The organism is Streptococcus sp. LQJ-218 (assembly GCF_003428885.1).
GTDB lineage: Bacteria > Bacillota > Bacilli > Lactobacillales > Streptococcaceae > Streptococcus.
The window spans coordinates 139749-166241 of sequence record NZ_QQRU01000005.1; the positions used below are offsets into that span (position 1 = coordinate 139749).

The 26493-nt window shown below is 40.9% G+C and carries 25 protein-coding genes and 4 pseudogenes; 3 read left to right on the plus strand and 26 right to left on the minus strand.

Annotated elements, in window-relative coordinates:
* Positions 1-181 precede the first annotated feature (181 nt).
* The 15 genes and pseudogenes from fusA to D2908_RS05965 all read right to left on the minus strand — a co-directional run bounded on the left by fusA (position 182) and on the right by D2908_RS05965 (position 13167).
* Complete coding sequence (fusA, locus tag D2908_RS05890; protein WP_049497248.1) at positions 182-2263, minus strand: elongation factor G; 2082 nt, start codon at positions 2261-2263, stop codon at positions 182-184.
* 280 nt (positions 2264-2543) lie between these two features.
* Positions 2544-3014: a 30S ribosomal protein S7 gene (gene rpsG / locus D2908_RS05895; RefSeq protein WP_004250722.1), complete on the minus strand. Its 471-nt coding sequence runs from the start codon at positions 3012-3014 to the stop codon at positions 2544-2546.
* Positions 3015-3033: 19 nt separating this feature from the next.
* Entirely contained in the window at positions 3034-3450 is a 417-nt protein-coding gene (rpsL, locus tag D2908_RS05900) for a 30S ribosomal protein S12 (RefSeq protein WP_001142333.1), read from the minus strand.
* Positions 3451-3915: 465 nt separating this feature from the next.
* Positions 3916-4257 (minus strand): annotated as a pseudogene (locus tag D2908_RS05910) (response regulator transcription factor); the annotation flags it as partial.
* A 33-nt stretch (positions 4258-4290) separates the two neighbouring features.
* A pseudogene (locus D2908_RS05915) lies at positions 4291-4485 on the minus strand (hypothetical protein).
* Positions 4482-4673: a hypothetical protein gene (locus D2908_RS05920; protein ID WP_117305634.1), complete on the minus strand. Its 192-nt coding sequence runs from the start codon at positions 4671-4673 to the stop codon at positions 4482-4484. The pseudogene D2908_RS05915 and the gene D2908_RS05920 overlap by 4 nt, the downstream one beginning before the upstream one ends.
* Before the next feature lie 182 nt (positions 4674-4855).
* Positions 4856-6523, minus strand: coding sequence for a DAK2 domain-containing protein (locus tag D2908_RS05925; RefSeq protein ID WP_117305600.1), 1668 nt, complete (start codon positions 6521-6523; stop codon positions 4856-4858).
* Positions 6524-6525: 2 nt separating this feature from the next.
* A complete protein-coding gene (locus tag D2908_RS05930; protein ID WP_117305602.1) occupies positions 6526-6891 on the minus strand; it encodes an Asp23/Gls24 family envelope stress response protein in 366 nt (121 codons plus the stop codon).
* A gap of 155 nt (positions 6892-7046) precedes the next feature.
* A complete protein-coding gene (gene rpmB / locus D2908_RS05935) occupies positions 7047-7235 on the minus strand; it encodes a 50S ribosomal protein L28 (RefSeq protein ID WP_001140948.1) in 189 nt (62 codons plus the stop codon).
* 106 nt (positions 7236-7341) lie between these two features.
* Positions 7342-8016 (minus strand): hypothetical protein, encoded by a 675-nt coding sequence (locus tag D2908_RS05940; protein WP_117305604.1) that lies wholly within the window; start codon positions 8014-8016, stop codon positions 7342-7344.
* Positions 8017-8020: 4 nt separating this feature from the next.
* Positions 8021-8467, minus strand: a complete 447-nt coding sequence (locus D2908_RS05945) for a LytTR family DNA-binding domain-containing protein (RefSeq protein ID WP_117305605.1) — start codon at positions 8465-8467, stop codon at positions 8021-8023.
* A 118-nt stretch (positions 8468-8585) separates the two neighbouring features.
* Positions 8586-9089 carry a phosphatase PAP2 family protein gene (locus D2908_RS05950; RefSeq protein WP_117305607.1) on the minus strand — a complete coding sequence of 168 codons (504 nt, stop codon included), beginning with the start codon at positions 9087-9089 and terminating at the stop codon, positions 8586-8588.
* Between the two features lie 113 nt (positions 9090-9202).
* Entirely contained in the window at positions 9203-10963 is a 1761-nt protein-coding gene (locus tag D2908_RS05955; RefSeq protein ID WP_117305608.1) for an ABC transporter ATP-binding protein, read from the minus strand.
* Positions 10953-12722: an ABC transporter ATP-binding protein gene (locus D2908_RS05960; protein WP_117305610.1), complete on the minus strand. Its 1770-nt coding sequence runs from the start codon at positions 12720-12722 to the stop codon at positions 10953-10955. The genes D2908_RS05955 and D2908_RS05960 overlap by 11 nt, the downstream gene beginning before the upstream one ends.
* Complete coding sequence (locus tag D2908_RS05965; RefSeq protein WP_117305611.1) at positions 12706-13167, minus strand: MarR family winged helix-turn-helix transcriptional regulator; 462 nt, start codon at positions 13165-13167, stop codon at positions 12706-12708. The genes D2908_RS05960 and D2908_RS05965 overlap by 17 nt, the downstream gene beginning before the upstream one ends.
* 192 nt (positions 13168-13359) lie before the next feature.
* On the opposite strand from D2908_RS05965, the gene D2908_RS05970 reads away from it, so the two are divergent.
* Complete coding sequence (locus D2908_RS05970) at positions 13360-14049, plus strand: hypothetical protein (RefSeq protein WP_117305636.1); 690 nt, start codon at positions 13360-13362, stop codon at positions 14047-14049.
* A gap of 43 nt (positions 14050-14092) precedes the next feature.
* On the opposite strand, the gene D2908_RS05975 is transcribed toward D2908_RS05970, so the two are convergent.
* Both D2908_RS05975 and D2908_RS05980 read right to left on the minus strand, forming a co-directional pair.
* The gene (locus tag D2908_RS05975) at positions 14093-14809 is read right to left on the minus strand and encodes a YebC/PmpR family DNA-binding transcriptional regulator (RefSeq protein WP_000532883.1); all 717 of its coding nucleotides are present in this window, start codon (positions 14807-14809) and stop codon (positions 14093-14095) included.
* Positions 14810-14905: 96 nt separating this feature from the next.
* Positions 14906-16276 carry an MATE family efflux transporter gene (locus D2908_RS05980; protein ID WP_117305613.1) on the minus strand — a complete coding sequence of 457 codons (1371 nt, stop codon included), beginning with the start codon at positions 16274-16276 and terminating at the stop codon, positions 14906-14908.
* A 121-nt stretch (positions 16277-16397) separates the two neighbouring features.
* Here D2908_RS05980 and D2908_RS05985 point away from each other — a divergent pair, with 121 nt between their 5' ends.
* On the plus strand, positions 16398-16952 hold the full coding sequence (locus D2908_RS05985) for a GNAT family N-acetyltransferase (RefSeq protein WP_117305614.1): 555 nt from the start codon (positions 16398-16400) through the stop codon (positions 16950-16952).
* Positions 16953-17154: 202 nt separating this feature from the next.
* Here D2908_RS05985 and D2908_RS10275 read toward each other — a convergent pair.
* The 8 genes and pseudogenes from D2908_RS10275 to ndk form a co-directional block, all read right to left on the minus strand.
* Positions 17155-17348: pseudogene (locus D2908_RS10275) on the minus strand (PspC domain-containing protein).
* 165 nt (positions 17349-17513) lie between these two features.
* Positions 17514-18680: a recombinase RecA gene (gene recA / locus D2908_RS05995; protein ID WP_117305616.1), complete on the minus strand. Its 1167-nt coding sequence runs from the start codon at positions 18678-18680 to the stop codon at positions 17514-17516.
* Positions 18681-18734: 54 nt separating this feature from the next.
* Positions 18735-19991, minus strand: a complete 1257-nt coding sequence (locus tag D2908_RS06000; protein ID WP_117305618.1) for a competence/damage-inducible protein A — start codon at positions 19989-19991, stop codon at positions 18735-18737.
* A gap of 88 nt (positions 19992-20079) precedes the next feature.
* On the minus strand, positions 20080-21132 hold the full coding sequence (locus D2908_RS06005) for an LCP family protein (protein ID WP_117305620.1): 1053 nt from the start codon (positions 21130-21132) through the stop codon (positions 20080-20082).
* Positions 21133-21139: 7 nt separating this feature from the next.
* Entirely contained in the window at positions 21140-21658 is a 519-nt protein-coding gene (locus D2908_RS06010) for a GNAT family N-acetyltransferase (protein ID WP_117305621.1), read from the minus strand.
* Complete coding sequence (gene tsaE, locus D2908_RS06015; RefSeq protein ID WP_117305623.1) at positions 21648-22091, minus strand: tRNA (adenosine(37)-N6)-threonylcarbamoyltransferase complex ATPase subunit type 1 TsaE; 444 nt, start codon at positions 22089-22091, stop codon at positions 21648-21650. The genes D2908_RS06010 and tsaE overlap by 11 nt, the downstream gene beginning before the upstream one ends.
* Positions 22092-22186: 95 nt before the next feature.
* Positions 22187-22816: a competence protein gene (locus tag D2908_RS06020; protein ID WP_117305626.1), complete on the minus strand. Its 630-nt coding sequence runs from the start codon at positions 22814-22816 to the stop codon at positions 22187-22189.
* Positions 22817-22949: 133 nt separating this feature from the next.
* Positions 22950-23372: a nucleoside-diphosphate kinase gene (gene ndk / locus D2908_RS06025; protein ID WP_117305638.1), complete on the minus strand. Its 423-nt coding sequence runs from the start codon at positions 23370-23372 to the stop codon at positions 22950-22952.
* 434 nt (positions 23373-23806) lie between these two features.
* Here ndk and D2908_RS10245 point away from each other — a divergent pair.
* Positions 23807-25192: pseudogene (locus D2908_RS10245) on the plus strand (ISL3 family transposase).
* 54 nt (positions 25193-25246) lie between these two features.
* On the opposite strand, the gene D2908_RS06035 reads toward D2908_RS10245, so the two are convergent.
* Positions 25247-26493 (minus strand): LPXTG cell wall anchor domain-containing protein (locus D2908_RS06035; RefSeq protein WP_117305628.1); only part of this gene is annotated, 1247 nt, incomplete at its 5' end.

Consider the following 26493-nt stretch of genomic DNA (forward strand, 5'->3'; position numbering starts at 1 on the left):
GATAATTCACATTTTTTAGCAACTAATTGCATTTATATTATAAATTTCTTTCGCAAATCACTTTAGCTCCCTTTTGTATGATTTTTTTGTGTGTCCTGCACGTTTGCAGAGTTTATGAAATTTATCGTCACTATACAAAAAAGGAAGCCACTAAGTGACTTCCTTCTAGAGCGAGGACTGATTAGTCTTCACCTTTGTTTTTCTTAATGATTTCTTCTTGTACTGACTTAGGTACATCTTCGTAGTGGTCAAATACCATCATGAATGTACCGCGTCCTTGAGATGCAGAACGAAGAACTGTTGCGTAACCGAACATTTCAGCAAGTGGAACGTAAGCACGAACGATTTGGCTGTTACCATGTGCTTCCATACCATCTACACGTCCACGACGAGCAGTTACGTGACCCATAACATCACCAAGGTTTTCTTCTGGAACAGTGATTGTTACAAGCATCATTGGTTCAAGGATAGCTGGTTGTGCTGATTTAGCAGCTTCTTTAAGGGCAAGTGAAGCCGCGATCTTGAAGGCAGTTTCAGATGAGTCGACATCGTGGTATGAACCATCGTAAAGTTTAGCTTTAACGTCAACCATTGGGTAACCTGCAAGAACACCGTTAGCCATAGATTCTACCAAACCTTTTTCAACCGCTGGGATAAATTCACGAGGAACCACACCACCGACGATTGCGTTTTCGAATTCGAATCCTTTACCTTCTTCGTTTGGAGTAAATTCAATCCATACATCACCGAATTGACCTTTACCACCAGACTGACGTTTGAAGAATCCACGTGCTTGAGTAGAAGCGCGGAATGTTTCACGATAAGATACTTGAGGTGCACCTACGTTCGCTTCAACTTTGAACTCACGGCGCATACGGTCAACAAGGACGTCAAGGTGAAGTTCACCCATACCAGAGATAACTGTTTCACCAGTTTCAACGTTAGTTTCAACGCGGAATGTTGGATCTTCTTCAGCCAATTTTTGAAGGGCGATACCCATCTTGTCTTGGTCAGCTTTAGATTTTGGCTCAACCATCAATTGGATAACTGGTTCTGGAACGTTGATTGACTCAAGGATGATTTTAGCTTTTTCATCTGTCAATGAGTCACCAGTTGTAGTATCTTTCAAACCAACGGCAGCAGCGATATCACCTGAGTAAACAGTATCGATTTCTTGACGGCTGTTAGCGTGCATTTGAAGGATACGCCCGATACGTTCACGTTTACCTTTAGAAGTGTTCAATACGTAAGAACCTGATTGAAGAACACCTGAGTAAACACGGAAGAATGTCAAACGACCTACGAATGGGTCAGTCATAATCTTGAAGGCAAGAGCTGCAAATGGCTCTTCATCAGATGCTGGACGAGTTTCTTCTTCTTCAGTATCTGGGTTGATACCTTTGATCGCTGGGATATCAAGTGGGCTTGGAAGGTAGTCGATAACCGCATCAAGCATCAATTGAACACCTTTATTCTTGAAGGCAGAACCACACAATACTGGGTAGAATTCAACGTTGATAGTCGCTTTACGGATACCAGCTTTCAATTCTTCGTTAGTGATTTCTTCACCTTCGAGGTATTTCATCATCAATTCTTCGTCAGTTTCAGCAACTGCTTCGATCAATTTTTCACGGTATTCTTGTGCTTGGTCAAGGTAGTCAGCTGGAATGTCTTCTTCAAGGATATCTGTACCAAGGTCGTTAGTATAGATTTCAGCTTTCATCTTGATCAAGTCGATGATTCCACGGAAGTCATCTTCAGCACCGATTGGCAATTGAATTGGATGTGCATTTGCTTGAAGACGATCATGAAGTGTGCTTACAGAGTAAAGGAAGTCAGCACCGATTTTATCCATTTTGTTGGCAAATACGATACGTGGAACTCCATACTCAGTTGCTTGACGCCAAACTGTTTCAGTTTGAGGCTCAACACCTGATTGTGAGTCAAGAACGGTAACCGCACCGTCCAATACACGAAGAGAACGTTGTACTTCAATTGTGAAGTCCACGTGTCCTGGTGTGTCGATGATGTTTACGCGGTGGTTGTTCCATTGAGCTGTTGTCGCAGCAGATGTGATAGTGATACCACGCTCTTGCTCTTGCTCCATCCAGTCCATTTGTGACGCACCTTCGTGAGTTTCACCGATTTTGTGGATTTTACCAGTGTAGTAAAGAATACGCTCAGTAGTTGTTGTCTTACCAGCATCGACGTGAGCCATGATACCGATATTACGAGTTTTTTCAAGTGAAAATTCGCGTGCCATGAGGTTTGTTTCTCCTATATTTTTTATTTCTATTCTATTATAACACGATTTTAATAAAAACGGATAGGCAGGACCTACCCGTTCTCAATATTTTCATGCTATTGTTGGTCTCAACTTGAAGATTTACAAATTGAATCGAACTCGGGCTAAAAGCTCAAGTTAATTGATTTGAACCCGAGCGAGGCCCGGTGCAAAAAAGATAAACTGCTTTGTGTTCACGGAACGCTGCATCAGTTTCCTATTTTTGCCTTGGGCCTTTACCGCTCTTGGTATCATTTTATTACCAACGGAAGTGTGCGAAGGCACGGTTAGCTTCAGCCATACGGTGAGTGTCTTCACGTTTCTTAACTGCTGCACCAGTGTTGTTAGCAGCATCCAAGATTTCTTTTGCAAGACGGTCTTGCATTGTGTGTTCACCACGAAGGCGAGCGATTGTTACCAACCAACGAAGTCCAAGAGTTGTACGACGTTCTGGACGAACTTCAACTGGGACTTGGTAGTTAGAACCACCAACACGACGTGCACGTACTTCAAGTACAGGCATGATGTTTTCCATAGCTGTTTCAAATACTTCAAGTGCATCGTTACCAGTAGCTTCTTTGATTTGTTCAAAAGCACCGTAAACGATTGAAGCAGCTGTACCACGTTTACCGTCAAGCATAACGCGGTTGATAAGACGAGTAACTAATTGTGAATTGTAAAGCGGATCTGGCAATACTTCACGTTTTGGAGCTCTATTTTTACGACTCATTTCTCTTTATCCCCTTTCCTTATGCTTTTTTCGGACGTTTAGTACCGTATTTAGAACGGCCTTGTTTACGATCGTTAACACCTGCAGTATCAAGTGCACCACGGACGATATGGTAACGTACCCCTGGAAGGTCTTTTACACGTCCACCGCGAAGAAGCACCACGCTGTGCTCTTGCAAGTTGTGTCCGATACCTGGGATGTAGGCAGTAACTTCGATAAGGTTGCTCAAACGTACACGAGCAAATTTACGAAGGGCAGAGTTAGGTTTTTTAGGTGTCATAGTTCCAACACGAGTTGCAACACCACGTTTTTGTGGTGAAGAAACGTTTGTTTGAACTTTTTTATGACTGTTGTAACCAACGTTCAAAGCTGGTGATTTAGATTTTTCTACTTTTGATTTACGCGGTTTGCGAACCAATTGGTTAATTGTAGGCATCTACATTCTCCTGTGTTTTTTATTTTTGGTGATGATACACTTGGTGACAGCTATCATCTGTGTGTACTTTTGCAACATTTGTCAGCACGTCCCTGTACACTCTTGAGAGACCAAAAGTAAAAAGTACCGTCTATTATTGTAACAAAATTTTCCCTTTCTTGTCAAGATATTTTTCTTTTTTATTCTTAATTTTAGCTCTTTGCTACCATCTTATACTCAATGAAAATCAAAGACCAAAATAGTAAGCTAGCTGCAGGCTACTCAAAGCACTGCTTTGAGGTTGTATATTAGGCTGACAAAGTCAGTCACATATATTATCCAAGGGGAAACTGACATGGTTTGAAGAGATTTTCAAAGAGTATTAGACGAAACAAAAAGGAGGAAACTAAGCCCCCTCAAATTACAACATTTTTTGATTGAATAATTTCAATTTTAGCACATAATGTTCAAAAAAATATTATATCATCACAACCAACCAGATTCTTTCGCGATATTAGCTGCCTCTGTTCGATTACCTGCATCTAGTTTCGAAAGAATATTGGTGACATAGTTTCGGACGGTGCCGTTTGAGAGGTAGAGCTTGTCCGCAATTTCTTGGTTAGACAGGCCTTGGGCAACTCCTTGTAGAACAGTGACTTCTTGGTCAGTCAAGGGATTGGGATGGGTCATCATGACTTCCATCAGCTCTGGAGAATACTCCTTGCGTCCCTCTAGCACTGTATGCAGGGTTTACATGAGCTCAGATATGCTCCGCTCCTTCAAAACATAAGCATCGACTCCTGCTTTAACCTCTCCTTCAAAATAGCCTTACCCTTGATGTTTTTATTTAGGCTTTCTACCTTAATCATGTTCATGATATTCTCCTTTCAGCCATTCCATCCCCATCGGAAAGGCGATAAAAATCATAAATCCTAGACCTCAGGCACCGCGAATGACTTGGTGAAGGAAGGCTTGATCAAACCAACCTGTAAACATTTCTACCAACCATACCACTAGTGACAGTCCAATAAACAGAAAGAGAATCGCTTTTTTCATTTTTCAAACTCCTTTTTCACATCTGAGACCAATTTCAAACCTTCTCGGATCAGCCAAGACATGATTCCAAAACTTGCAAATAGCTCCCAAGGAAAATGATAGAAATCTTCATCCAATCCTGAGAACATGAGATAAGTCATGACTCCTGCTGCTACTAAACTCATTGCGACAATTACTTTATGTTTCATTTTTTCTTCCTCCACTTGATACATCTAGTATAATTCTTTGAAGGTAGAATCACTAGAAGCTTCTGTCATGAGGAGATATGACAAATGTCATAAAAAGTTCAGTCAGCTAACAGCTCAAAAACTCATTGCATACTAAAAGGTCGGGAATCTTTTCCCGACCTCTTTCGTTTTCTATTTAATCTTTATTCCACACTGAAAAGGTATGGATATACTGGTTGTTGACCTTGGTGGATTTCTACTTCAACATCTTCGAATTCTTCTGCGATTTCTTGGGCAATTTGGTTAGCCAATTCTTCACTTCCATCCTCACCAATATAGAAGGTTACGATTTCACTATCTTCGTCCAACATATGTTTCAAGGTTTCAGTCAGAGTTTGGTGCATATCAGGGTTTGATACGAGGATCTTCCCATCTACCATACCCAGATTGTCATTTTCATGGATTTCTAAACCATCAATAGTCGTGTCACGCACAGCTGTTGTGACGCTTCCGCTAACAACATCGCCAAGGGCTGCAGTCATGCGTTCTTGGTTTTCTTCGATAGACTTGCTTGGGTCAAATGCTAGAAGGCTAGTCAATCCTTGAGGAATTGTACGAGCTTCTACTACAACAGCTGGTTGCTCCAAAACTTCTGCTGCAGATTGAGCTGCCATGAAGATGTTTTTGTTGTTTGGCAAGAAGATGATGTTACGAGCATTCACTTTCTCAACAGCTTTGACAAAGTCTTCTGTCGAAGGATTCATGGTTTGTCCACCTTCGATAACATAATCCACGCCTTGAGAACGGAAGATATCTGCTAGACCTTTACCAGCAACGACAGCAATCAAAGCATACTCTTTTTCTTCAGCTGGCTCGCTAACTTGAGCGGCTTCTTTTTCAACCTGTGCTTCGTGTTGGTTACGCATATTGTCAACTTTTACCTTGACCAAGCTACCATATTTGAGACCTTCTTGCATAACAAGTCCTGGATCTTCTGTATGGACGTGGACTTTGACGATTTCATCATCATTGACAACAAGGAGAGAGTCCCCGAGTTCATTCAAATAGTTACGGAATTCATCGTAGTCAAAATCTTTGGCATAGGTTGGGCCTTGTTTAAGAGCAACCATGATCTCCGTACAGTAACCAAAGGTGATGTCTTCTGTTGCCACATGTCCTGCTACAGACTTATGATGTTCTGCATTGATCATTTCACTCATATTGGCTGGAGTCGCTACAAAGTCCTCAGATGCAATATATTCGCCAGTAAGGGCTGAAAGGAAACCTTCGTAAATGAAGACCAGTCCTTGACCACCTGAATCCACAACACCAACTTCTTTCAACACTGGAAGCATGTCTGGCGTTTTAGCTAGAGCTGTTTTAGCACCTTCTAAAGCTGCGCGCATGACTTCAACAGCGTCATCTGTTTGCTCAGCTTTTTTCTTAGCGCCGATAGCAGCTCCACGAGAAACTGTCAAAATCGTTCCTTCAACAGGTTTCATTACAGCCTTATAGGCAACTTCCACACCTGATTGGAAGGCAAGAGCCAAGTCTTGACCTGTTAACTCGTCTTTATCCTTGATAGCCTGTGAAAATCCACGGAAAAGCTGAGACGTAATAACTCCTGAGTTCCCGCGCGCACCCATCAAAAGACCTTTGGCAAGAATGCTCGCTACCTCTCCAACTGTAGAAGCTGGCTTGTCTGCAACTTCTTTAGCTCCATTTTCAATCGTCATTCCCATATTTGTCCCAGTATCTCCATCTGGAACCGGAAAGACGTTTAATGAATTGACATATTCAGCTTGCTTATTCAAGCGAGTTGATGCAGCCTGCACCATTTCTTGAAATAAGCTAGTAGTAATTTTTGACACGGTTATTCTCCTACAACTTTGATATTTTGAATGTAGACATTTACAGTCTGAGCAGTAATTCCAAGCTGGTTTTCCAAGCTAAAACGAACACGCTCTTGAATGTTTTTTGACACTTCGCTAATCTTTGTTCCGTAGCTCAACACGGTATATACATCAACTGCAATGTTGCCATCTTCGGCCGCTTTTACGACGACACCTTTAGAATAATTTTCTTTACCTAGAAGAGCTTGGAAATTATCTTTGAGGGCATTTTTACTAGCCATACCGACTACTCCAAAAATCTCAGTTGCTGCTCCACCTACGACGGTTGCAATCACTTCATCTGTTAGTTCGATTTGACCATCTTTTGTATTAATTTTTACAGTCATCCTTTTTACCTCAACTAGTTGATACTCTATTTTATCATATTTCAGGCCAAGTGTAAAAGCAGAATACTGTATCAGCGGATATTTACTCTATTTTTCAAATGATTTTATATCTACAGTAAAAGAAAAAAGACCCTAAGGTCTCCTTACTTTTATTATTAAACGCGTTCAACTTTACCTGATTTCAAAGCACGAGCTGAAGCCCAAACTTTTTTAGGTTTACCATCGATAAGAACAGTAACTTTTTGAAGGTTTGGTTTTACGGCACGTTTTGTTTGGTTCATCGCGTGTGAACGGTTGTTTCCTGATACAGTCTTACGACCTGTAAAGTAACATACTTTAGCCATTTGTGTTTTCCTCCTATTAGATCTAATATAGCGGATGTGCTAGCACCACATACTGTACTATGTTATCACACTTTCTCTGTTTTGGCAAGGGGATTGGAAGATTTTTTTATTTAACGTAAACAACTCCTAGTTTCCCAAAAGCTACATCTCCACGGATAATCAAAGTTTTGCTGGTTGGAGCTAGAGGAGTATCTGCCTTGGCTGCTCCACAAAAAGTTTCTACCTTTAGATCTACTCTCCAGTGTTGAGGCACGTAGATAACTGCATTCCCAAAACCGACTTCGATATTCAGAGTAGCAAAATCACCTAACATCTCTGCATTGTCATAATAAATCTTGGCATTCCCAAAACCGACCTCAAACTCATCTTCTACCAATTCTTGGTCTTGCTTGTAAAATGTACCCGCCCCAAAAGCAACTTCCTTGTCTGTCAGAATGGTCTTTTCACTGTCATACCACCATTTTTTCCCATTCCAGGTTCTGTTAGAGTGAGTCAGCATATTTACTCCGAGAACGATTAGAACTCCAGCCCAGAACAATGACTGATTAGGAATCGGTAAAATGTCATAAAAATGATTAGCAATCATTAGCGCCACTAGGGCTGTAAAAGAGGCTGATGTCAGATGACGACGCAACAAAGCTTCAACGGATTGGTAGGCAAAAAATGCAATACCGAGCAAGGGCCAAATGTGCCCTCCAAGAGAAGGAATTCCAAAATTTCCCTGCAATAACACTAAGGCTGCCAATACTAGCAACACAATACCAAATACTTTCTTTTTCATCTTCTTACCTCATATTTCTTAGATTTTCTTTTAGGAGGGATTGATAGTGCCGCGACACGTGAACCTCCTTGTGGGTCTGATAAAAGAAAATAGTTCCTGTCCCTGAAAAGGACTTGTCCACCGAGTAGACCTGCCGAAGATTAGCAATGGTCGACTTGGATACTCGACTGAAATAGCGGGGCAGGATGGACTCTAGTTCATAAAGCTTGAGTCGAACCTCGTAGGCTTCTTTCTGGGTATGGGCGTAAATCTTGCTCCCTTCTGTCTCAAAAAAGAGGATTTCTGCCAAGTCTAAGTAGTACTCACCCGTCCCCTTATAAAAGATTAATCTAGGAGCCTTGGTTTCTTGAAAGAGTCGTTGCAAGTCAGCAATCTCATCTGTCAGGGCTGCAGCCTTGATGACAATCTCTGTCTCAGTTAATTCACTATCAATCTCGATTCGTAACTTCATCCTATCTCCTTTCTGCATCTACTATACCAAAGGCCAGAAGACTTTACAAGGGCAAAAAAGCAAGTGGTCATTTTTAGCCCGTAAGTGGTTACGAGGCCAAGCCCACTTGCTTAACTTTTTAGAAAATAAAGAAAAGAATTCCCCAGAGTAGGCCACAGGCGTAGCCAACTAGAACATCCTTGGGATAATGAACCCCACCCAAGACCCGAACAAGGCCAAGAAAAGCTGAAAAGACCAATAAAACCAATCCCACAGGCAGATTTGCATGGAAGCATGCCATGGAAATAATGGTTGCCGAAAAGACATGGCGGCTGGGCATTGAATTCCCAGAGCTGCCCTTATCTAGTAGCGGGACAATTTCCCAAGTTTCATAGGGACGCGGTTGATTGATCCACTTACGAACAAGCGTCAATAGGACAAAGCCAAAAGCTGGCACCAAAATATAAGCAGAAAGTTCTTTTCCACCCCCTTTACTTACAAAGTTTGTTCCCAACAGGGTCAAGTAAGCTAAGGGCATCAGCACTGTCATCATGCGATTAAAAACGCGCATCAGTTGCAAAAGTTGTGGTTGTCGAAGAAGACTTGATTTCCTCTTATCGTACCACTCTTGATAATTTTTCATCTGTTTTCTCGTTGTTTCTAGACTTTACACAAGAAGCCTGACAGAATAAGTCGGCTAGCTTCTCCTACTCTAGTATAGTGCAGAAAAAGAAGGCCGTCAAGCCTTCTTTTAGTTTATTCTTCTACTTGGTCTTCTGTGAATTGACTATTGTAGAGGTCTGCATAGAAACCACCTTGAGCCATGAGTTCCTCATGATTGCCCTGCTCGATGATATTTCCATCTTTCATGACCAGAATCAAGTCAGCATTACGGATTGTTGACAAGCGGTGGGCGATGACAAAGGATGTGCGTCCCTCCATCAAACGGTCCATAGCCTTTTGAATCAACTCCTCCGTACGAGTATCGACTGAGGATGTTGCTTCGTCCAGAATCAAGAGTGGAGCATCCTTGAGCAGGGCACGAGCAATGGTCAAGAGTTGTTTCTGTCCGACTGATAAGGTTACTGTATCATCCAAGACTGTATCGTATCCATCAGGTAAGGTTGTGATGAAGTGGTGGATTCCTACTGCTTTGGCAGCTTCAATCACTCCTTCATCACTGATACCTGTTTGATTGTAGATGAGATTATCACGAATGGTTCCTTCAAAGAGCCAGGTATCCTGCAAGACCATTGAAAAGGCATCATGTACTTCTGAACGCTTCATAGCCTTGGTATCTACACCATCAATGCGAATACTTCCCTTATCAATCTCATAGAATTTCATCAAGAGGTTAACAATGGTCGTCTTTCCAGCTCCAGTCGGTCCGACAATGGCGACCTTTTGACCTGCATGAGCTGTCGCAGAAAAGTCGTGAATGATGGTTTTATCAGGAGTATAACCAAAGGCAACTCTGTCAAAGACCACCTCACCCTTCATGTTGGTCAATTGTCTTTCCTTATGAGATTCATCTTCCATTTCCTCTTCACCTAGAAATTCGAAGACACGAGTCATGGCTGCACTAGCTTGTTGTAAGCTGGTAATTCCTTGGGCAATCTGTGATAAGGGTTGCGAGAAGGTTCGAACATAAACCATGAAGGCTACAATAATCCCGATACTGATATGCCCTTCAAGAGCCAAGGCAGCACCGACGATAATGACTAGAACATAACTAAAGTTGCCTACAAATATCATGGCAGGCATCATAATTCCAGAGACAAACTGAGATTTCCAGATGCTATCATGTAGATTCTGATTCAAGCCTGCAAATGTATCTTTTGTTGGTTCCACAGCATTATAACTGGTCACCACATTGTGGCCAGAGTACATTTCTTCCACATAGCCATTTACAGCTGCTAGGTTGTTTTGTTGAGCTTTAAAGTAGCCTTGAGATTTAACCATAATCACTGAGACCGCTGCAAATCCAACAAGAGTTGAAACAACGGTTACCAGTGCCAAAATCCAGTTCATACCAAACATGGTAATCAAAACAGCAATCAGCAAGAAGCTAGCTGAGATCACTGTTCCCAAACTTTGGTTGAGAGATTGAGCGGCTGTATCAACATCATTCGTTACACGAGAAAGGGTATCCCCTTGAGAATGACGATCAAAATAAGCAAGTGGCAAGCGATTGATTTTCTCAGCAATAGCTGTCCGCAAACGTTTTGAGAAATGTTGGATACTAGTTGAAAAAATGTAGGCTTGCGTATAGTTCAGGATAATTCCAAGCACATAAAGGATAACCAAAAAACTAGCAATACTTGAGACAGCCTCTAGGTCAATCTCTGTCATTAACCCATCTGAAATCAAATTGGTAATTTCTTTGATCTTAGTTGGTCCATAAACCGTGATAATACTTGAACAGATAGCCGCCACAACTGCGACTAGTAGAGGAAGTTGGAGACCTGCTAGAAAAGGTCTACACTGTTTCCATAAGGACATTTTCTTATTTTCCATGTTCCAATTCCTCCTTCGATAGTTGCGAGTAGGCAATTTCTTGGTAAACTTCATTGCTTGCTAGAAGTTCTTTGTGGGTGCCTTGTCCCACGACTTTACCCTGATCCAAGACTAAGATCAGGTCTGCATCCATGATGGTTGAGATGCGTTGGGCAACGATTAACTTGGTCATGGATTGTGTTTTTTCAGCCAATACTTGACGCAAGATACGATCGGTCTTGTAGTCCAAGGCTGAGAATGAATCATCAAAAATGAGAATCTCTGGTTTACGAGCCAAGGCGCGTGCAATGGCCAGACGTTGTCTCTGTCCACCTGAGAAATTGGTCCCACCTTGAGCTACTTCTGAAGCTATACTCGCTTCCTTATCTTCTATAAAGTTTTTAGATTGAGCCAATTCCAGAGCTTGCCACATGGCCGTCTCACTTAGTGGCGTTTCTTGACTCTTACCAAAGTCGAGATTGCCCTTAACATCTCCAGAAAAGAGCACAGCTTTTTGAGGGATATAGCCAACTCTATTACGCAAATCTTCTAAGTCATAATTCTGAACATTGACGCCGTCTACTAGAATTTCTCCCTCTGACACATCATAAAAACGGGGCAAGAGGTTCACAAGCGTCGATTTACCAGAACCAGTTGATCCGATAAAGGCAATGGTTTGCCCTGCTTCTGCCTTGAAGCTGACATGTTCCACAACTGCTTCTGAGTGTTTAGAGTAGCGGAAGGTTACATCACGGTATTCCACTTGTCCTTTTACAGAAGAGTTTGCTGTCTGCGGATGTCTAGGATTTTCAATAGCGGAATGAAGGTCCAAGACTTGATTGATACGCCCTGCAGAAACCAAGGTACGAGGAAGAACGATAAAGAGAGCACCCATGAGCAAGAATCCCATTACGACTTGCATGGCATAGGACATAAAGACTACCATATCACTAAATAGTGGTAGACGCTCTGTCAAACTAGCATCGTTGATGAGATAGGCCCCAATCCAATAAATAGCCAAGATTAACCCACTGGAAATTGCCATCATAATAGGATTCATAATGGCCATCAAACGGTTGACAAAGAGATTAAGTCGCGTCACCTCATCATTAGCTTCTTCAAATTTCTTATCTTGATATTCCTCAGCATTGTAAGCACGAACAACTCGAATCCCAGTCAAACTTTCACGGGTGATGCTATTGAGTTTATCTGTCAATTTTTGGATGACAGATTGTTTAGGAAAGGCCAAAGTCATGAGAACAGTTGTCATCAGAACATTAACAATGACTGCCACCACTACTGCCCAAATCCAGTATTCAGACTTGCCAAGGATTTTACCAATAGCCCAAAGCGCCATGATTGGTCCGCGAGTGACTACCTGAAGTCCCATGGTAAAGAGCATCTGAATCTGTGTGATATCATTAGTCGTCCGAGTTAATAGACTGGGAATTGAAAAACGTTTAATTTCTGTCTGGGAGTAATCCAAAACACGATTAAAAATATCGCTTCGTAGATGAGCCGTATAGGATGCTGCAACTCGAGCGGCAAAAAATCCAACTGTTACAGACGATAGGAAGGCTAAGAATGACAAGCCCATCATCTTAGTTGCTGGCGACCAAAGGTCTCCCAACTCCGTACCTGGCGTTACGAGTAATTCTGTTATTTTTGAAACGTAAGTCGGTACTTCTAACTCTAGATAGACCGAGCAACAGGTAAAGAGAACAGTTATTAGAATCATGCCCCACTCTTTTCCTGTGATACGCTTAGCAAGTTTCTTCATTCTTACCTCCTATTTTTTCTACATTTGCTTGTAGTTTTCCAAGAACTTCTTCAAAGATAACGAGATTCTCTTCGGAAATACCATCGAGTAAACTACGATCAATTTGATCAAAGAAAGACTTAACTTGCTTCATTTGAGAGCGTGATTTTTCGGTCAAATGAACAAATTTCGCCCGTTTATCACTTGGATTCACCTCCAACTCTACCAAACCATTTTGCACCATACGCTTGACCAAATTACTAGCAACTGACTTGGTAATATTGAATTCTTGTTCAATATCCTTGATGAGTGTTAATTCTTGTTCATGCTCACGACGATCTAAAAAACGAATGACCTGCCCTTGCGGTCCCCCCATAAATTCAATACCACAACGCTTGGCTTCCTTTTGTACCATCAGATGTAACTGGTAACCAAAACGTTTAAAGACCAACATCGGTTTATCCATGCTTTCCCCCTTCTAAGTGAAAATAGTTCTCTTGAGAACAATTAAGTTTCCATGAGAACTATTTTATCATTTTCAGAAAAGATGTCAAGAAAAAAGTTTCCATGAGAACTATCTCGGTATAAATTGACATCAGCTCTTATTATATCTACAATAGACACTATCTCACACGAACACAAATCTAGTTTACTAGAAATGATTCATTCACAAACGAAGCAAGAAGAACAGAAAATCTTAGGAATCCTTGCCATCATCTTTAGAACTCTGGCACTTCTTGGTTCTTGGATACCTATTGTAAACATCCTATCATTTTTCCTTGCCATTGCCTCTTTGATTTTAGGAATTTTTGGCATTGCCCTCAATCTCAGAAACCGTAAAACATTGGCTATTATTGGAACAACCTTAGGTGTTATTTCCATTGTCATTGTTTTGATAACTCAAGTTCTATCTACTAATATCTTTACTGACCTTGCCAGAGCCTTTAGTCACCCCTATAGAAACATCACTTTTTCAACTAATGCTGGGGAGTATGATGAACTCCCTGATAGTAGTACAACTGAGGAAGATGACGAAGATGATACCGAATTCTTCACTTGGGGGCAGGAACAGTTCGATGCCTTGGTAGAATGGGACACTTCTGATGGCAGGAAGGAAGGAAGCAACTACAAAGATAGTATCAGGAAACATGGAATTCCAGATTCAGAAACAGATTCAATTATGGGAGACTATGAAATAAAAAGAATCGCCTATCTCTCCCTAGGTTTTGAAAGTAAGGCTGTAATTCTAACCTTTGCAAAGCAGGAGAATGGACAATTTCTTCTAATACATAAATTTTCGATCGTCCTGGAATCACAAAAACAACATGATAGCGGGATACGAATCTAATATAAAATAAAAGCGAACAGCTGAATAACTGTTCGCTTTTGAATTAGAACCCGTCTACGTTAGTATAGATTTTTTGTACATCTTCGTCGTCTTCAAGGACGCTATAAAGTTTTTCAAAAGTTTCAAGGTCATCGCCTGACAATTCCACTTCAGACTGAGGAATCATTTCCAATTCAGTCACTTGGAATTCTTCGACACCTGACTCACGAAGGGCAACGATAGCCTTGTGAAGGTCAGTTGGAGCTGTGTAAACTGTGATTGTACCTTCTTCTGCTTCTACATCGTCCACATCTACATCGGCTTCTAGCAATTGCTCAAAGACTGCATCGGCATCCTCACCTGCAAATACGATAACACCCTTGTTATCAAATAGGTAAGACACTGAACCTGAAGCGCCCATGTTTCCACCGTTTTTACCAAAGGCTGCACGGACATTAGCCGCTGTACGGTTGACGTTAGAAGTCAAGGTATCAACAATCAACATAGAACCATTTGGTCCAAAACCTTCGTAACGTCCTTCTGTAAAGGTTTCGTCTGTATTTCCTTTAGCCTTGTCCAAAGCTTTATCGATAACGTGTTTTGGCACTTGGGCTTGTTTAGCACGGTCGATAACAAATTTCAAGGCTGAGTTTGATTCTGGATCTGGATCACCTTTTTTAGCTGCTACATAGATTTCTACACCAAATTTTGCATATACTTTAGAGTTAGCTCCATCTTTAGCCGTTTTCTTGGCTACAATATTGGCCCATTTACGTCCCATTCGGAATCTCCTTTTTTCACATTTTAATCTTTCTTATTATAACACAAGTCTAGTCGATTTTCACTAGAGGAAATGGATTTTATTCAGTAATTCCAACTAGGATGGCATTTTGGTTGCCAAGATTTCCTTTCCTTCCTGTATCAAAGGATGACGAAAAAGCGAAAAGTACAGTTGGATGGTCATGGCAACCCAGATAAGGGGTTCGCAGAGGATAACCCCCCTATAGCCCGCCCAAGGGATAATCAAGACCACAAAAACGATTTTCCCGATTAGTTCGATAAAGCTAGAAACCAGAGGGAGGACTTTCTGTCCCAAGCCCTGCAAACAATTTCGATAAATCAGCAAAAGACTCAAGATAGGATAAAAGGCTGAGCTGATTTGGAGATAGAGACTGCCATTTTCTACCAAGTAGCTATCCGTCGAACTAGCCAAGAAGGAAACTAGGCTAGGGCTTGCAAAAAAGAGGAAGACACAAACAAAAACTGCCCATGACATACTTAAACAACTGCCGATTCGAAGACCTTGGACAATGCGGTCTGGGCGCTTAGCACCTAAATTCTGAGAAGCAAAGGTCGTCATCGAGGCAGAGATAGCAGTCATAGGAAGAAGGGCGAAGGCCATAATGCGTCGAGCCGCCGTCTGGGCACTAATAATTACTGCACCAAAGGTATTAACAGAAGACTGTAAAATCACACTACCGATGGACACAATTGAACTCATCAAGCCCATAGCCAAACCTTGCTCCAAGAGATCAGCGTACAAGGCCTTGTTCCATTTAAAATGCTTGAGCTGAGGGAGTAGCTCAGGTACACTCTTACGAATATAGTAAAAGCAGAGAACGGCTGATAAGCCTTGCGAAATGATGGTAGCAAGCCCCGCAGATTGAACCCCCAGTTGCAATTGCGTAATAAAATAGAGATCCAGCACCACATTGACCAAAGCAGAAAAAATCAGGAAGCCAAGAGCCGCGAGACTGTCCCCAATGGACCGCAACAAGCCTGCAAAAAGATTATAGGCAAAACTGACACCTACACAAGTCACAATCATAGAAATATATTGATAGGACTGAGAGAGGATTTCAGCAGGGGTATCTAGGTACTGTAAAAGAGGATATAAACCAAGAAAGCCCAGCAGCATCACTACAACACTCAAAAGCGCACCTAAAATCCAGGTGGCAGCTACTGCTTCCTTTATTTTAGTGAAATTCCGAGCTCCATAATAGCGGGCAATGACAATCCCCATGCCATTGCCAACGCCAAGAGTAAAACCTACAATCAAATCAAAAATAGCTGTCGACGCTCCTACTGCAGCCAAGGATTCTTGACCAAGAAATCGCCCAACAATCAAGACGTCAGCAGTGTTATAGAGCTGTTGAAAAATATTTGACAGCAAGATTGGAAAGGCAAAGGTCAAGAGCGAGGGAAGGATAGAACCATGTATCAAGTCCACTGTTCGTTTTTTATTCATAAGGCTATTATATCAGCTTTCTAGAAGAGGAACAAGGTCAGACTTAGCTTCCAACTCCGGAGAAATCGGTTGCCTAGAAACTAACAATTTGGTATAATCGTGACAGAAAAGGAGTTTATGTATGAGCTTAACCAGCCAATTAATTACAGATATATTTCCAGACCTTGAGAAAGTTGAAAAGTTAAATATCGAAGCCTTTCCTGAAGAAGAGCGTGTGTCCCTGTCTGAATTTTTACGATATCAGGATCGAGACGACGCCCACTTTTTCGCCTTTTACAACGAAGAGGAATTTGTAGGATTCGCCTTCGCTCTTTCCAATCAAAAAGCTTTCTATATCAGCTTTTTTGCTATTATGCCCCATTTGCGTAGCCACGGCTATGGAAAAGAAATCATTGAAAAGCTGATTGATTTTTACCAGCGTACTATGATTCTTGAAGTGGAGCGATTGGACGAAGACTGTGACAATCTTGAACAACGAAAAGCCCGCATGGACTTTTACTTACAAAATGGCTTCAAAACAGCCAATGCCTTTTTGGAGTACGAAGGTCTTAGTTTTGAGATTCTATATCGTGGCGACCGCTTTGATGAAGAGGCTTATCAGAACATCTTTCAAAAATTGCAAAAAGAAAATTATTTCGACTTCCACATCGAGTATCGTCGTTTCAGCGACCACTAACCTATACTGTAGTCTTGAACTTCCCAGTAAGAAACCGCAAATTCTTCTACAATGAATACCCAATCACCTGTGCTACAGGTGATTTTTTTGTGATTCCAAAATCAAATAGCAGAAAGTTTTTCTAAATCCATCAAAATAAATAAGACTGAGACAACCTTGTTTCAGCCCTATCAGGACTTATCTTATAAAGAGGTCACTAAGTTTACGCTTCTGTCCCAGCTTCTGGTATGGTGAGCCAGAGAATGAGGTAAGCAAGAATTCCTGAACCACCTAGTAGAATGAAGAGGATTCAAAGTGCACGAACTAGAGTAGGGTCAATATCTAAATAGTCAGCAAGATCTGCACAAACACCTGCAATTTTTTATCTTGAACATTGCGAACTACACGTTTTTCCATACCAACAATCTCCTTAGCATTAATTTTATTTTCTCATCCAATTATCTGTTTTGCAGTCGTCTTCCTCATTTTTACTGTGAAAATCTGTCAATCATACTCTTATAAACTTGTTTCTTTATTCTCATATGGCAAAAAAGCAGCGGATTGCTCCACCACTTTCACTTTTTATTCTTCAATTTCTATTTCAAGCTCATTGCCTAAGTCAAGTATTACTTCTTCATTCACAGAATCTGCTTGAACTGCCTCATCTTTTTGAGTTTCCACATTTTCTACAGAGGCTTCTTCTCCATCAATCAAACCAAATTGAACACGGACTTGATGGTCGATTTCATCAAAGACTTCTGGGTGATCTGCCAAGTATTTCTTAGCATTTTCAGAACCTTGTCCGATTTTCTCATCCTTGTAAGAGTACCAAGCTCCTGCTTTTTTGACGATATCCAAATCACTTGCGATTTTCAAAAGTTCACCAGTCTTAGAAATCCCTTCTCCATACATAATTTCAACTATAGCTTCCTTAAACGGTGGAGCCACCTTGTTTTTTACAACCTTGATTTTAGTTTCCTTACCGACATTGGTATCTTTTTGGTCACCAGTTCCCTTAATTTGTGTATTACCACGAACATCTAAGCGGACTGAAGCGTAGAATTTCAGAGCACGTCCACCAGGAGTTGTTTCTGGATTTCCAAACATGACCCCAACTTTTTCACGCAATTGGTTGATAAAGATGGCAATTGTTTTGGTTTTATTGATAGATGCACCAAGTTTACGCATAGCCTGGCTCATCATACGAGCCTGCAAACCAACGTGGCTATCTCCGATATCTCCATCAATTTCAGCACGAGGTACAAGGGCCGCAACTGAGTCGACTACGACAAGATCTACAGCACCTGAGTCAATCAATTTTCCTGCAATTTCAAGACCTTGCTCTCCTGAGTCTGGTTGTGACAAGAGCAACTCGTCAATGTTGACACCAAGAGCCGCAGCGTAAGCTGGATCGAGAGCATGTTCCGCATCGATAAAGGCAGCAATCCCACCTTCTTTTTGTGCTTGTGCAACTGCATGAAGGGCAACCGTTGTCTTACCAGATGACTCTGGCCCATAGATTTCGACGATACGCCCCTTAGGATAACCACCTGAACCAAGGGCAATGTCAAGAGCCAATGAACCTGAACTCATCACTTGCACCTTTTGCTCTGCACGTTCACCCAAACGCATGATTGAACCCTTACCAAAGTCTTTCTCAATCAATTTAAGAGCGTCATTCAAGGCTTTTTCACGTTCTGCCCCGAATTTTTTTGAAATTTCATCTAATTTTTTTGGTTTTTTCGCCATTCTATTCTCCTACATTCTAATGGTCCTTAGACCTAACTACTATTATATCAAAAGTCAGTCACTTAATAAAGCCTTGCGAACTAGGTTAAAGGCATGCATAACCGCAATATGACGTACATCTGCTCGACTCCTACCTCCAATATTGACCTTTATAACCTCAGTTCCTTGCTCTTGAGCCAAGCCTATGAAGACTGTCCCAGCTGGATGTCCTTCTAGGCTATCTGGTCCTGCCACTCCAGTCAAACTAATTCCAAAATCAGATTGGGTCTTGCTTCGTGCCTGCTCAGCCATCTTCTGAGCGGTAAATTCAGACACCACACCCTGTTCTTCCAAATCCTTGACAGGAATATCCAACATCTTAGATTTCTCCTCCAAGCTATAGGTCACAAAACCACCCTTAAATATACTGGAAACTCCAGAAAAATTCGCTACGGTCGCTTGGAAAAGACCTGCCGTCAAACTCTCTGCTGCTGTGATGGTTTTCCCTTGTTTTTTCAGTTCTTCTACCACAATGCTGGCTAAGCTAGACTCTTCCCCATAACCATAACAAATGTCTTGTAAAGAAAATCCTTCAAAGGTTTGGCGACTTAAGATTTGATTTTCCAAGATATCCAGCCCTTGATTCGCTTCTTCTTGATTGCTAGCTTTTGTTGACAGACGTAGAGTCACCTCTCCTGTCTTGGCATAAGGTGCCAAGGTCGGATCTGTTTGATGGTCAATCAAATCAGCCAAAATCGTCACCAGCTGACTTTCGCCAATTCCAAAAAAACGAAGAACTCGGGAATATAGCTTACTCCCTGTCATCAACTTGGGTAGAAGCTGGTTTAAGACCATCGGTTTCAATTCACTTGGTGGACCAGGAAGGACAACATAAGTCACTCCTTCGGCTTCTAACATTCCTCCCACAGCCAGTCCCGTTTCATTGGGTAGTGGAGTCGCCCCTTCTACAATTTGAGCTTGTCTTTCATTATTCGGTGTTCGGGCATAGTCTGGTCTCTGGGCAAAAAAGACATCCAACTTCTCCTGCGCCTGAGGATCGAAGACTAATTCTTTCCCTAAAAATTTAGCCAGGGTTTGTTTGGTCAAATCGTCCTCAGTTGGCCCCAAACCACCTGTCAAAATCACCAGACTGCTACGTTGACTGGCAATCTCAAGCAAAGACAAGAGACGAGCTTCATTGTCTCCTACAGCCGTCTGAAAATAAACATCTACTCCAATCTCAGCTAGTTTTTCCGATAAAAATTGAGCATTAGTGTTGACAATCTGTCCTGTCAAAATCTCTGTTCCAACAGCAATGATTTCTGCTTTCATGTTTCCTCCTACCTATCTATTCGTTTTTTTTTGAAAAAATCGCAGGAAATTTCCCACGATTGATTTTTTATTTTTATCAACAAATGAACTATTCTACTTCATTTGTTACAAAGACACCTTGTTCTTGATTATCCTCATTAGCAACAGGCACCCGTCCAAACAAATCTTCAAATAAAACAGCATTAGTTTCAAGCTGAGTGACTTCTTCTTGTCCTAAAGAACGTCGCAATATATTCTGCATTTCCAACATATGCTCTCTCGAAACAATCTGGTAAGAAATGCCTTGCAACATCTCTCCTTCGCCCTTCAATTGTTGTGATTCAATGGTTTTAAAGGAATCTTTATAGCCCAACAAGTTCGGAATACTTTTTGCAGATAAATCAATATTAGTCTGCATATTGGTACTTAGGGCTTTCAAGATAGACTGATAGTGACTGACACTATTCAAGCTAAGAGCTTTTTCAACAACTTTTTGAATGACTTCACGCTGACGCTTCTGACGTCCGTAATCTCCTTCTGGGTCTTGATAACGCATGCGTGAATAAACAAGCGCTTCTTCTCCATTTATTGTCTGTTCTCCAACACCAATAGAAATAGTGTTGAACTCTTCTTGGTCACTGATAGAAATCGGGAAACCTAATGTATTGTTGACAGTTATACCACCTACCGCATCGACTAATTGTTGCAAGCCGTGCATATTGACCATAATATAGCGATCAATATGGATGTTCATCATCTTTTGAATAGTTGAAATAACTAACTCTGCACCACCACCAGCATAGGCAGCATTTAACTTCGCTTCTTCAATACTACCATCTTTATGCTGAATTTTAGTCAGAATATCACGTTCTAAACTCAACATCGTTGTTTTTTTCGTATGAGGATTAACCGTCACGAGAATCATGGAATCACTATTTCCCTCCCAAGGGTCCGTTCGTTCCACGTTTCCAGTATCAACTCCCATCAAAAGAATAGTCATGGGTTCAGTTGCTTCGATAACCTTGGTTTCTTCCCCAATCTTTTTATATGTTTTTGATAAAGTTTGTGTGCCTTGCTGATAAATGGTATAAGCAAAAACACCCACACCTAAAACTGTCACAGCTAGAAAAGCTAGTACCATTCCAATAATTTTTTTAACCATATTTCTATCAATCTATCAGTCTACCCATCAGGTAAACATCGACAAATTCTCCTTCTTCTATGTATGCACCGCGCTCTTGTCTACCCTCAATTGCAAAGCCATGTTTTTGATATAGATGAACTGCAGTCTGATTACGAGTTTGGACAGTGAGTTGAAGCCTACGAAGAATGCCACTAGCTTGTACCCATTCTATGACTTCTTCAAGTAACAAATTTCCCAGTCCATTATTCCAATATTTCTTACCAACCACAATAAAAAGATCTCCAATATGACGAACTCTCTTACGTTGATCGGCTGTGATATTTACAAGACCAGCAATTTCATCATTCAGCAAGGCAAGTAAAGTGATTTGATTTTCTGAACGGGCCTGTTTATCCAAAAACAACTCCATCTCAGTATCTGTCAACAGAATACCTTCCCTGTCCAGACTGGTAAAATCTGTTTCTACACTGACACGATTTAAAAATGTCACTAACTCAGCAGCATCACCAGGTTCTGCTTCTCTAATGAGCAATTCATACTCCATGTTGAAGCTCCTCCAAGAGTTTTTCTGCACGCAAACCCTTGGCTTGGAAATGTAATCTGCGACCGTCTCCTTCTTTTAGAATTTCCAATTCTAAATAAGTATCTGGCAAAGCATCACCTAAAAGATGTCCCCACTCGATGACAGTCACCCCGCCACCAAAGAGAAATTCATCCAAGTCGATAGAATCAGCATCTCCTCCAATACGGTAGACATCTAAATGATAAAGAGATAGTCTACCTTCATATTCTCTAACAATAGTATAGGTTGGACTCTTAATCATCTGAGAAATCTGCAATCCCTTAGCAAGGCCTTTTGTGAAGGTCGTTTTGCCTGCTCCGAGTTCTCCGGTTAGAATTAAAACATCATTCTTTTCTAATAAATAGCCCAAACGTTCACCTAAGGACTGTAACTCTTCTTCGTTTTTAGTGTACATACTTCTATTATACCAAAAAGTTGTTCTTTGTCGAGATATTATATGTGAATTCCATATTATAAATTGTAAAACTTCAACGATCTCTTCTTTAGTTCTCAGAATAGAAACAGTAAGAAGACAACTAATAAGATATCTCTCATCAAATGGCTATAAAACGAAACTTCCCAGCGAATGACTTTTGGTACCAACAGTCCTAGAAATAGCATTCCCAAGATGATATAAAAGGTCATGGATAATAGCATCCAAGGATTTCTAAGAAAGATTAGAATAACTAGTCCACTAATAAAACACATCTCCTTCTTTCCCAAAATCTTTTTCAATCCATTTACATACTTCTGAATCGGTAGAAAAACTAACAAATCAATACCAAATAAGAAAAAGAAGCTCGGTAAAAAGGCTTCCACACCTCCTTCTACGGATGTATTTCCTGCAAGGATATGTTCTATAACAATTAAAGCTAAACCCAAAATGTTTACTAGGAGCAACAGACTATACAAGAATTGTTGCTTATCTTCCTTAAAAACTGAATAAGATTGATTTCGCTGTCCACTATAGTAGTTTAGCCCTGCACCAATACTGGCAAGAAGCAACATGCCAACTAAATAATAGAAGCAGTTTTGATTTAACATCAAGGCCCAAGTCGATAAGCTTAAACAAGAACAGCTACTAAGACCAAAAACTGTCAGTAATAACAAAACACGAATTTGCTTTTTCATTTTTTCCATCATTCTTCCTCCCTTACTTACCCTTATTATAGGCTAGAAATTCTCACCATTGCTAGAATATTTCTCAACTGTCAGTTTTCTACTCTAAAATGTAAAAAAATTTGATGCAAGTAATCCTTACATCAAACTTTCATTATTTTCCGTCAAACCAAAGAGCGATTTCTCGCTTAGCTGACTCTTTTGAATCTGAACCATGTACAACATTTTGAATAGCTTGATTTTCTCCAGCAGCTTTTGCAAAATCACATCGAATCGTTCCTGGTAAAGCTTCTTCTGGACGAGTTGCACCCATCATGGTCCGCCAAGTTTCGATTACTTTAGGACCAGAAATGATACCCATAAGAACCGGTCCCGAAGTCATAAATTCACGAATCGGTGGGTAAAAACTTTGACCAACCAAGTCCTGATAGTGCTGATCAATTAACTCTTCTGAAACCTTTGTGCGCAACTCCAATTTTTCGATTGTAAATCCACGTTGTTCAATGCGTTTCAATACTTCACCCACTAGCCCTCTTTTTACACCATCTGGTTTAATGATAAAAAATGTCTGTTCCATACCTGTCTCCTTTGTCAGCTTCTTTCTTTTATACTCTTCGAAAATCTCTTCAAACCACGTCAACGTCGCCTTGCCGTAGATATGGTTACTGACTTCGTTAGTTCTATCCACAACCTCAAAACAGTGTTTTGAGCTGACTTCGTCAGTCTTATCTACAACCTCAAAGCAGTGCTTTGGGCAACCTGCAGCTAGTTTCCTAGTTTGCTCTTTGATTTTCATTGAGTATTATTTTACCATATTTCATGGAAAAATGGAGAAAGTTTTCAGAAAAGAGAAAGAGAACCCGAAGTCTCTCTCATTCTCTTTTATTTGGCTCTATAATATTTGTAGTTGGTAAATCCCCTATGGATATTATGGAGCCTATTTTGTTGTAGAAAAAAAGTCCCATAAGATCTATAATGAAAAGCGACAAAACCTTCATTAGAAAGAATCATATGAAACCATTACATTTTATCACAAAACTTCTTGATATCAAAGACCCAAACATCAAGATTCTAGATATCATCAATAGGGATACCCACAAAGAAATCATCGCTAAGCTGGATTATGAGGCCCCTTCTTGTCCTGATTGTGGAAATCAAATGAAGAAATATGACTTTCGAAAAACTTCTAAGATCCCTTACCTCGAAACAACTGGTATGCCTTCTAGAATTCTCCTTAGAAAACGCCGTTTCAAGTGCTATCACTGTTCAAAAATGATGGTGGCTGAGACTTCTCTAGTAAAGAAAAATCATCAAATCCCTCGTATCATCAACCAAAAAATTGCTCAAAAGTTAATTGAAAAGACTTCTATGACTGATATTGCTCATCAGCTGGCCATTTCAACTTCAACTGTTATTCGTAAGCTCAATGATTTTCACTTTAAGCATGATCTTTCTCGTCTTCCTGAAATTATGTCCTGGGATGTTGAAACAGTCAGGGGAGTGACTGTTTCAATCGGGAGATGAAGATGAGTTTCATTGCGTAAGATTTTGATAAGCTCAATATCATCACTGTTCTTGAAGGTAGAACACAATCTATCATCCGGAATCACTTTCTTCGCTACGATCGAGCCGTCCGATGTCGCATCAAAATCATTACGATGGATATGTTTAGTCCTTACTATGACTTGGCCAAGCAGCTTCGCTTTCGAATTTCTAGGTTCAGGCTGAAACGGTCTCCCAGACTGTTTCACTCCCGAATGCAAAAATTGTACTTGATCGCTTTCACCCTTCGTTATTCTATTTCTAAACTCAGGCTAAAACAGTCCACTGGACTGTTTTACTCCAACATCTCAGCCGTGCTATGAGTCGTGTGCGTGTCCAAATCATGAATCAGTTTGAACGAAAATCTCATGAATACAAGACTATCAAGCGTTACTGGAAACTTATCCAACAGGATAGTCGTAAATTGAGCGATAAACGTTTTTATCGCCCTACTTTTCGCATGCACTTAACAAATAAAGAAATTCTTGACAAACTTTTGAGCTATTCAGAAGACTTGAAACACCACTATCAGATCTATCAGCTCTTGCTTTTTCACTTTCAGAACAAAGACCCTGAGAAATTTTTCGGACTCATTGAGGACAATCTGAAGCAGGTTCATCCTATTTTTCAAACTGTCTTTAAAATATTTCTAAAAGACAAAGAGAAAATCGTCAACACTCTTCAATTACCTTATTCCAAATTCCAACGCCAAATTAGAAGCAACCAATAATCTCATCAAACTTATCAAACGCAATGCCTTTGGTTTTCGGAACTTTGAAAACTTCAAAAAAAAGGATTTTTATTGCTCTGAACATCAAAAAAGAAAGGACAAAATTTGTCCTTTCTCGATCTTAGCTGACTTCAACCCACTACAGTTGACAAAGAGCCCTATTTCCTTAATAGGATAAATTAGTCTTCTTTCTTTTTACGAGCCATAAGACCGAATCCACTCAAGACACCTACTAAACCAAGGGCAGCAAGGCTAGCATGATCTTCAGTACCAGTATTTGGCAATTGGTCAGTTACCCAAACTGCCTCTTCAGCTACTGGAGCTGATTTTTCTTGAACTGGCGTTGGCACTGAATCTGGCGTTGGCACTGGATCTGGCGTTGGCACTGGATCTGGTGTTGGCACTGGATCTGGCGTTGGCACTGGATCTGGTGTTGGCACTGGGTCTGGCGTTGGCACTGGATCTGGCGTTGGCACTGGATCTGGCGTTGGCACTGGATCTGGCGTTGGCACTGGATCTGGTGTTACCACTTTCTTGTAGATGTGTTGGATGTTACCATTTGCATCTACAATTGTCTTGACAAACTCATATCCTGGAATATCTTTCTTAGGTTGTTCTCCATCCTCAGTTGGATATCCTGGAATTGGGTTTCCATTTTCGTCAACATGAGTTGTTGTGATCTTTTCGTAGACATGTACTGTATCACCGTTTGGCAACTTCTTAGTTTCAACGAAGCGGTATCCTGGAATGTCTTTCTTAGGATTTTCACCGTCTTCTGTTGGATATCCTGGAATTTCTTTACCTTCTTTGTCTACAAATGTGGTCACAGGTGTTACTGTTGGTGTATATGTCGCAGAAGCTTTTGTTCCGTTCATATCTTCACGAACAACTGTCACTGATGGAGCCGTTCCAGTAAATTCTGGTTCTGGTTTAAAGGTTACTGTTCCATCTGGAGCTACCGTATAAGTACCAACTCCTTCAATTGTCTTAGTTGTTGAGCCATCTTCGAATGTTGCTGGAACATTGTCATTCATAGGAACACGACTATCGCCTTCCTTGAAGACTGGTTTACCAGATTGCTCTTGGCCTTTTGGACCAATTGTTGTTGCTGGTTCACCTGTAGGAGTTACTGGTGTTACTGTTGGGGTGTACTTAGCTGTTACTGGTGTACCATTCTTATCTACACGTTTAACAGTCACGCCTGTTCCTACTCCTGTGAATGATTTCTCTGGTACAAAGGTTACAGTTCCATTTGGAGCAACTGTGTAAGTTCCTTCACCTGGTACTTTCTTCTCAGTTGATCCATCTTCGAATGTTGCTGGTACTTCATCGTCCATTGGTACTTCTGGGTTGCCTGGTTTGAACTCAGGTTTGCCAGTTTGTTCTTTACCTTGGATATCTGTTGTTTCAGCTGGTGTTCCTTCTG

Excerpts from the sequence above, each read along its gene's own strand:
- fusA (WP_049497248.1), bottom strand. The coding sequence starts at position 2,263 with ATGGCACGCGAATTTTCACTTGAAAAAACTCGTAATATCGGTATCATG.
- rpsG (WP_004250722.1), bottom strand. The coding sequence starts at position 3,014 with ATGAGTCGTAAAAATAGAGCTCCAAAACGTGAAGTATTGCCAGATCCG.
- rpsL (WP_001142333.1), bottom strand. The coding sequence starts at position 3,450 with ATGCCTACAATTAACCAATTGGTTCGCAAACCGCGTAAATCAAAAGTA.
- D2908_RS05920 (WP_117305634.1), bottom strand. The coding sequence starts at position 4,673 with ATGAAACATAAAGTAATTGTCGCAATGAGTTTAGTAGCAGCAGGAGTC.
- D2908_RS05930 (WP_117305602.1), bottom strand. The coding sequence starts at position 6,891 with ATGACTGTAAAAATTAATACAAAAGATGGTCAAATCGAACTAACAGAT.
- rpmB (WP_001140948.1), bottom strand. The coding sequence starts at position 7,235 with ATGGCTAAAGTATGTTACTTTACAGGTCGTAAGACTGTATCAGGAAAC.
- D2908_RS05940 (WP_117305604.1), bottom strand. The coding sequence starts at position 8,016 with ATGAAAAAGAAAGTATTTGGTATTGTGTTGCTAGTATTGGCAGCCTTA.
- D2908_RS05945 (WP_117305605.1), bottom strand. The coding sequence starts at position 8,467 with ATGAAGTTACGAATCGAGATTGATAGTGAATTAACTGAGACAGAGATT.
- D2908_RS05950 (WP_117305607.1), bottom strand. The coding sequence starts at position 9,089 with ATGAAAAATTATCAAGAGTGGTACGATAAGAGGAAATCAAGTCTTCTT.
- D2908_RS05955 (WP_117305608.1), bottom strand. The coding sequence starts at position 10,963 with ATGGAAAATAAGAAAATGTCCTTATGGAAACAGTGTAGACCTTTTCTA.
- D2908_RS05960 (WP_117305610.1), bottom strand. The coding sequence starts at position 12,722 with ATGAAGAAACTTGCTAAGCGTATCACAGGAAAAGAGTGGGGCATGATT.
- D2908_RS05965 (WP_117305611.1), bottom strand. The coding sequence starts at position 13,167 with ATGGATAAACCGATGTTGGTCTTTAAACGTTTTGGTTACCAGTTACAT.
- D2908_RS05970 (WP_117305636.1), top strand. The coding sequence starts at position 13,360 with ATGATTCATTCACAAACGAAGCAAGAAGAACAGAAAATCTTAGGAATC.
- D2908_RS05975 (WP_000532883.1), bottom strand. The coding sequence starts at position 14,809 with ATGGGACGTAAATGGGCCAATATTGTAGCCAAGAAAACGGCTAAAGAT.
- D2908_RS05980 (WP_117305613.1), bottom strand. The coding sequence starts at position 16,276 with ATGAATAAAAAACGAACAGTGGACTTGATACATGGTTCTATCCTTCCC.
- D2908_RS05985 (WP_117305614.1), top strand. The coding sequence starts at position 16,398 with ATGAGCTTAACCAGCCAATTAATTACAGATATATTTCCAGACCTTGAG.
- recA (WP_117305616.1), bottom strand. The coding sequence starts at position 18,680 with ATGGCGAAAAAACCAAAAAAATTAGATGAAATTTCAAAAAAATTCGGG.
- D2908_RS06000 (WP_117305618.1), bottom strand. The coding sequence starts at position 19,991 with ATGAAAGCAGAAATCATTGCTGTTGGAACAGAGATTTTGACAGGACAG.
- D2908_RS06005 (WP_117305620.1), bottom strand. The coding sequence starts at position 21,132 with ATGGTTAAAAAAATTATTGGAATGGTACTAGCTTTTCTAGCTGTGACA.
- D2908_RS06010 (WP_117305621.1), bottom strand. The coding sequence starts at position 21,658 with ATGGAGTATGAATTGCTCATTAGAGAAGCAGAACCTGGTGATGCTGCT.
- tsaE (WP_117305623.1), bottom strand. The coding sequence starts at position 22,091 with ATGTACACTAAAAACGAAGAAGAGTTACAGTCCTTAGGTGAACGTTTG.
- D2908_RS06020 (WP_117305626.1), bottom strand. The coding sequence starts at position 22,816 with ATGGAAAAAATGAAAAAGCAAATTCGTGTTTTGTTATTACTGACAGTT.
- ndk (WP_117305638.1), bottom strand. The coding sequence starts at position 23,372 with ATGGAACAGACATTTTTTATCATTAAACCAGATGGTGTAAAAAGAGGG.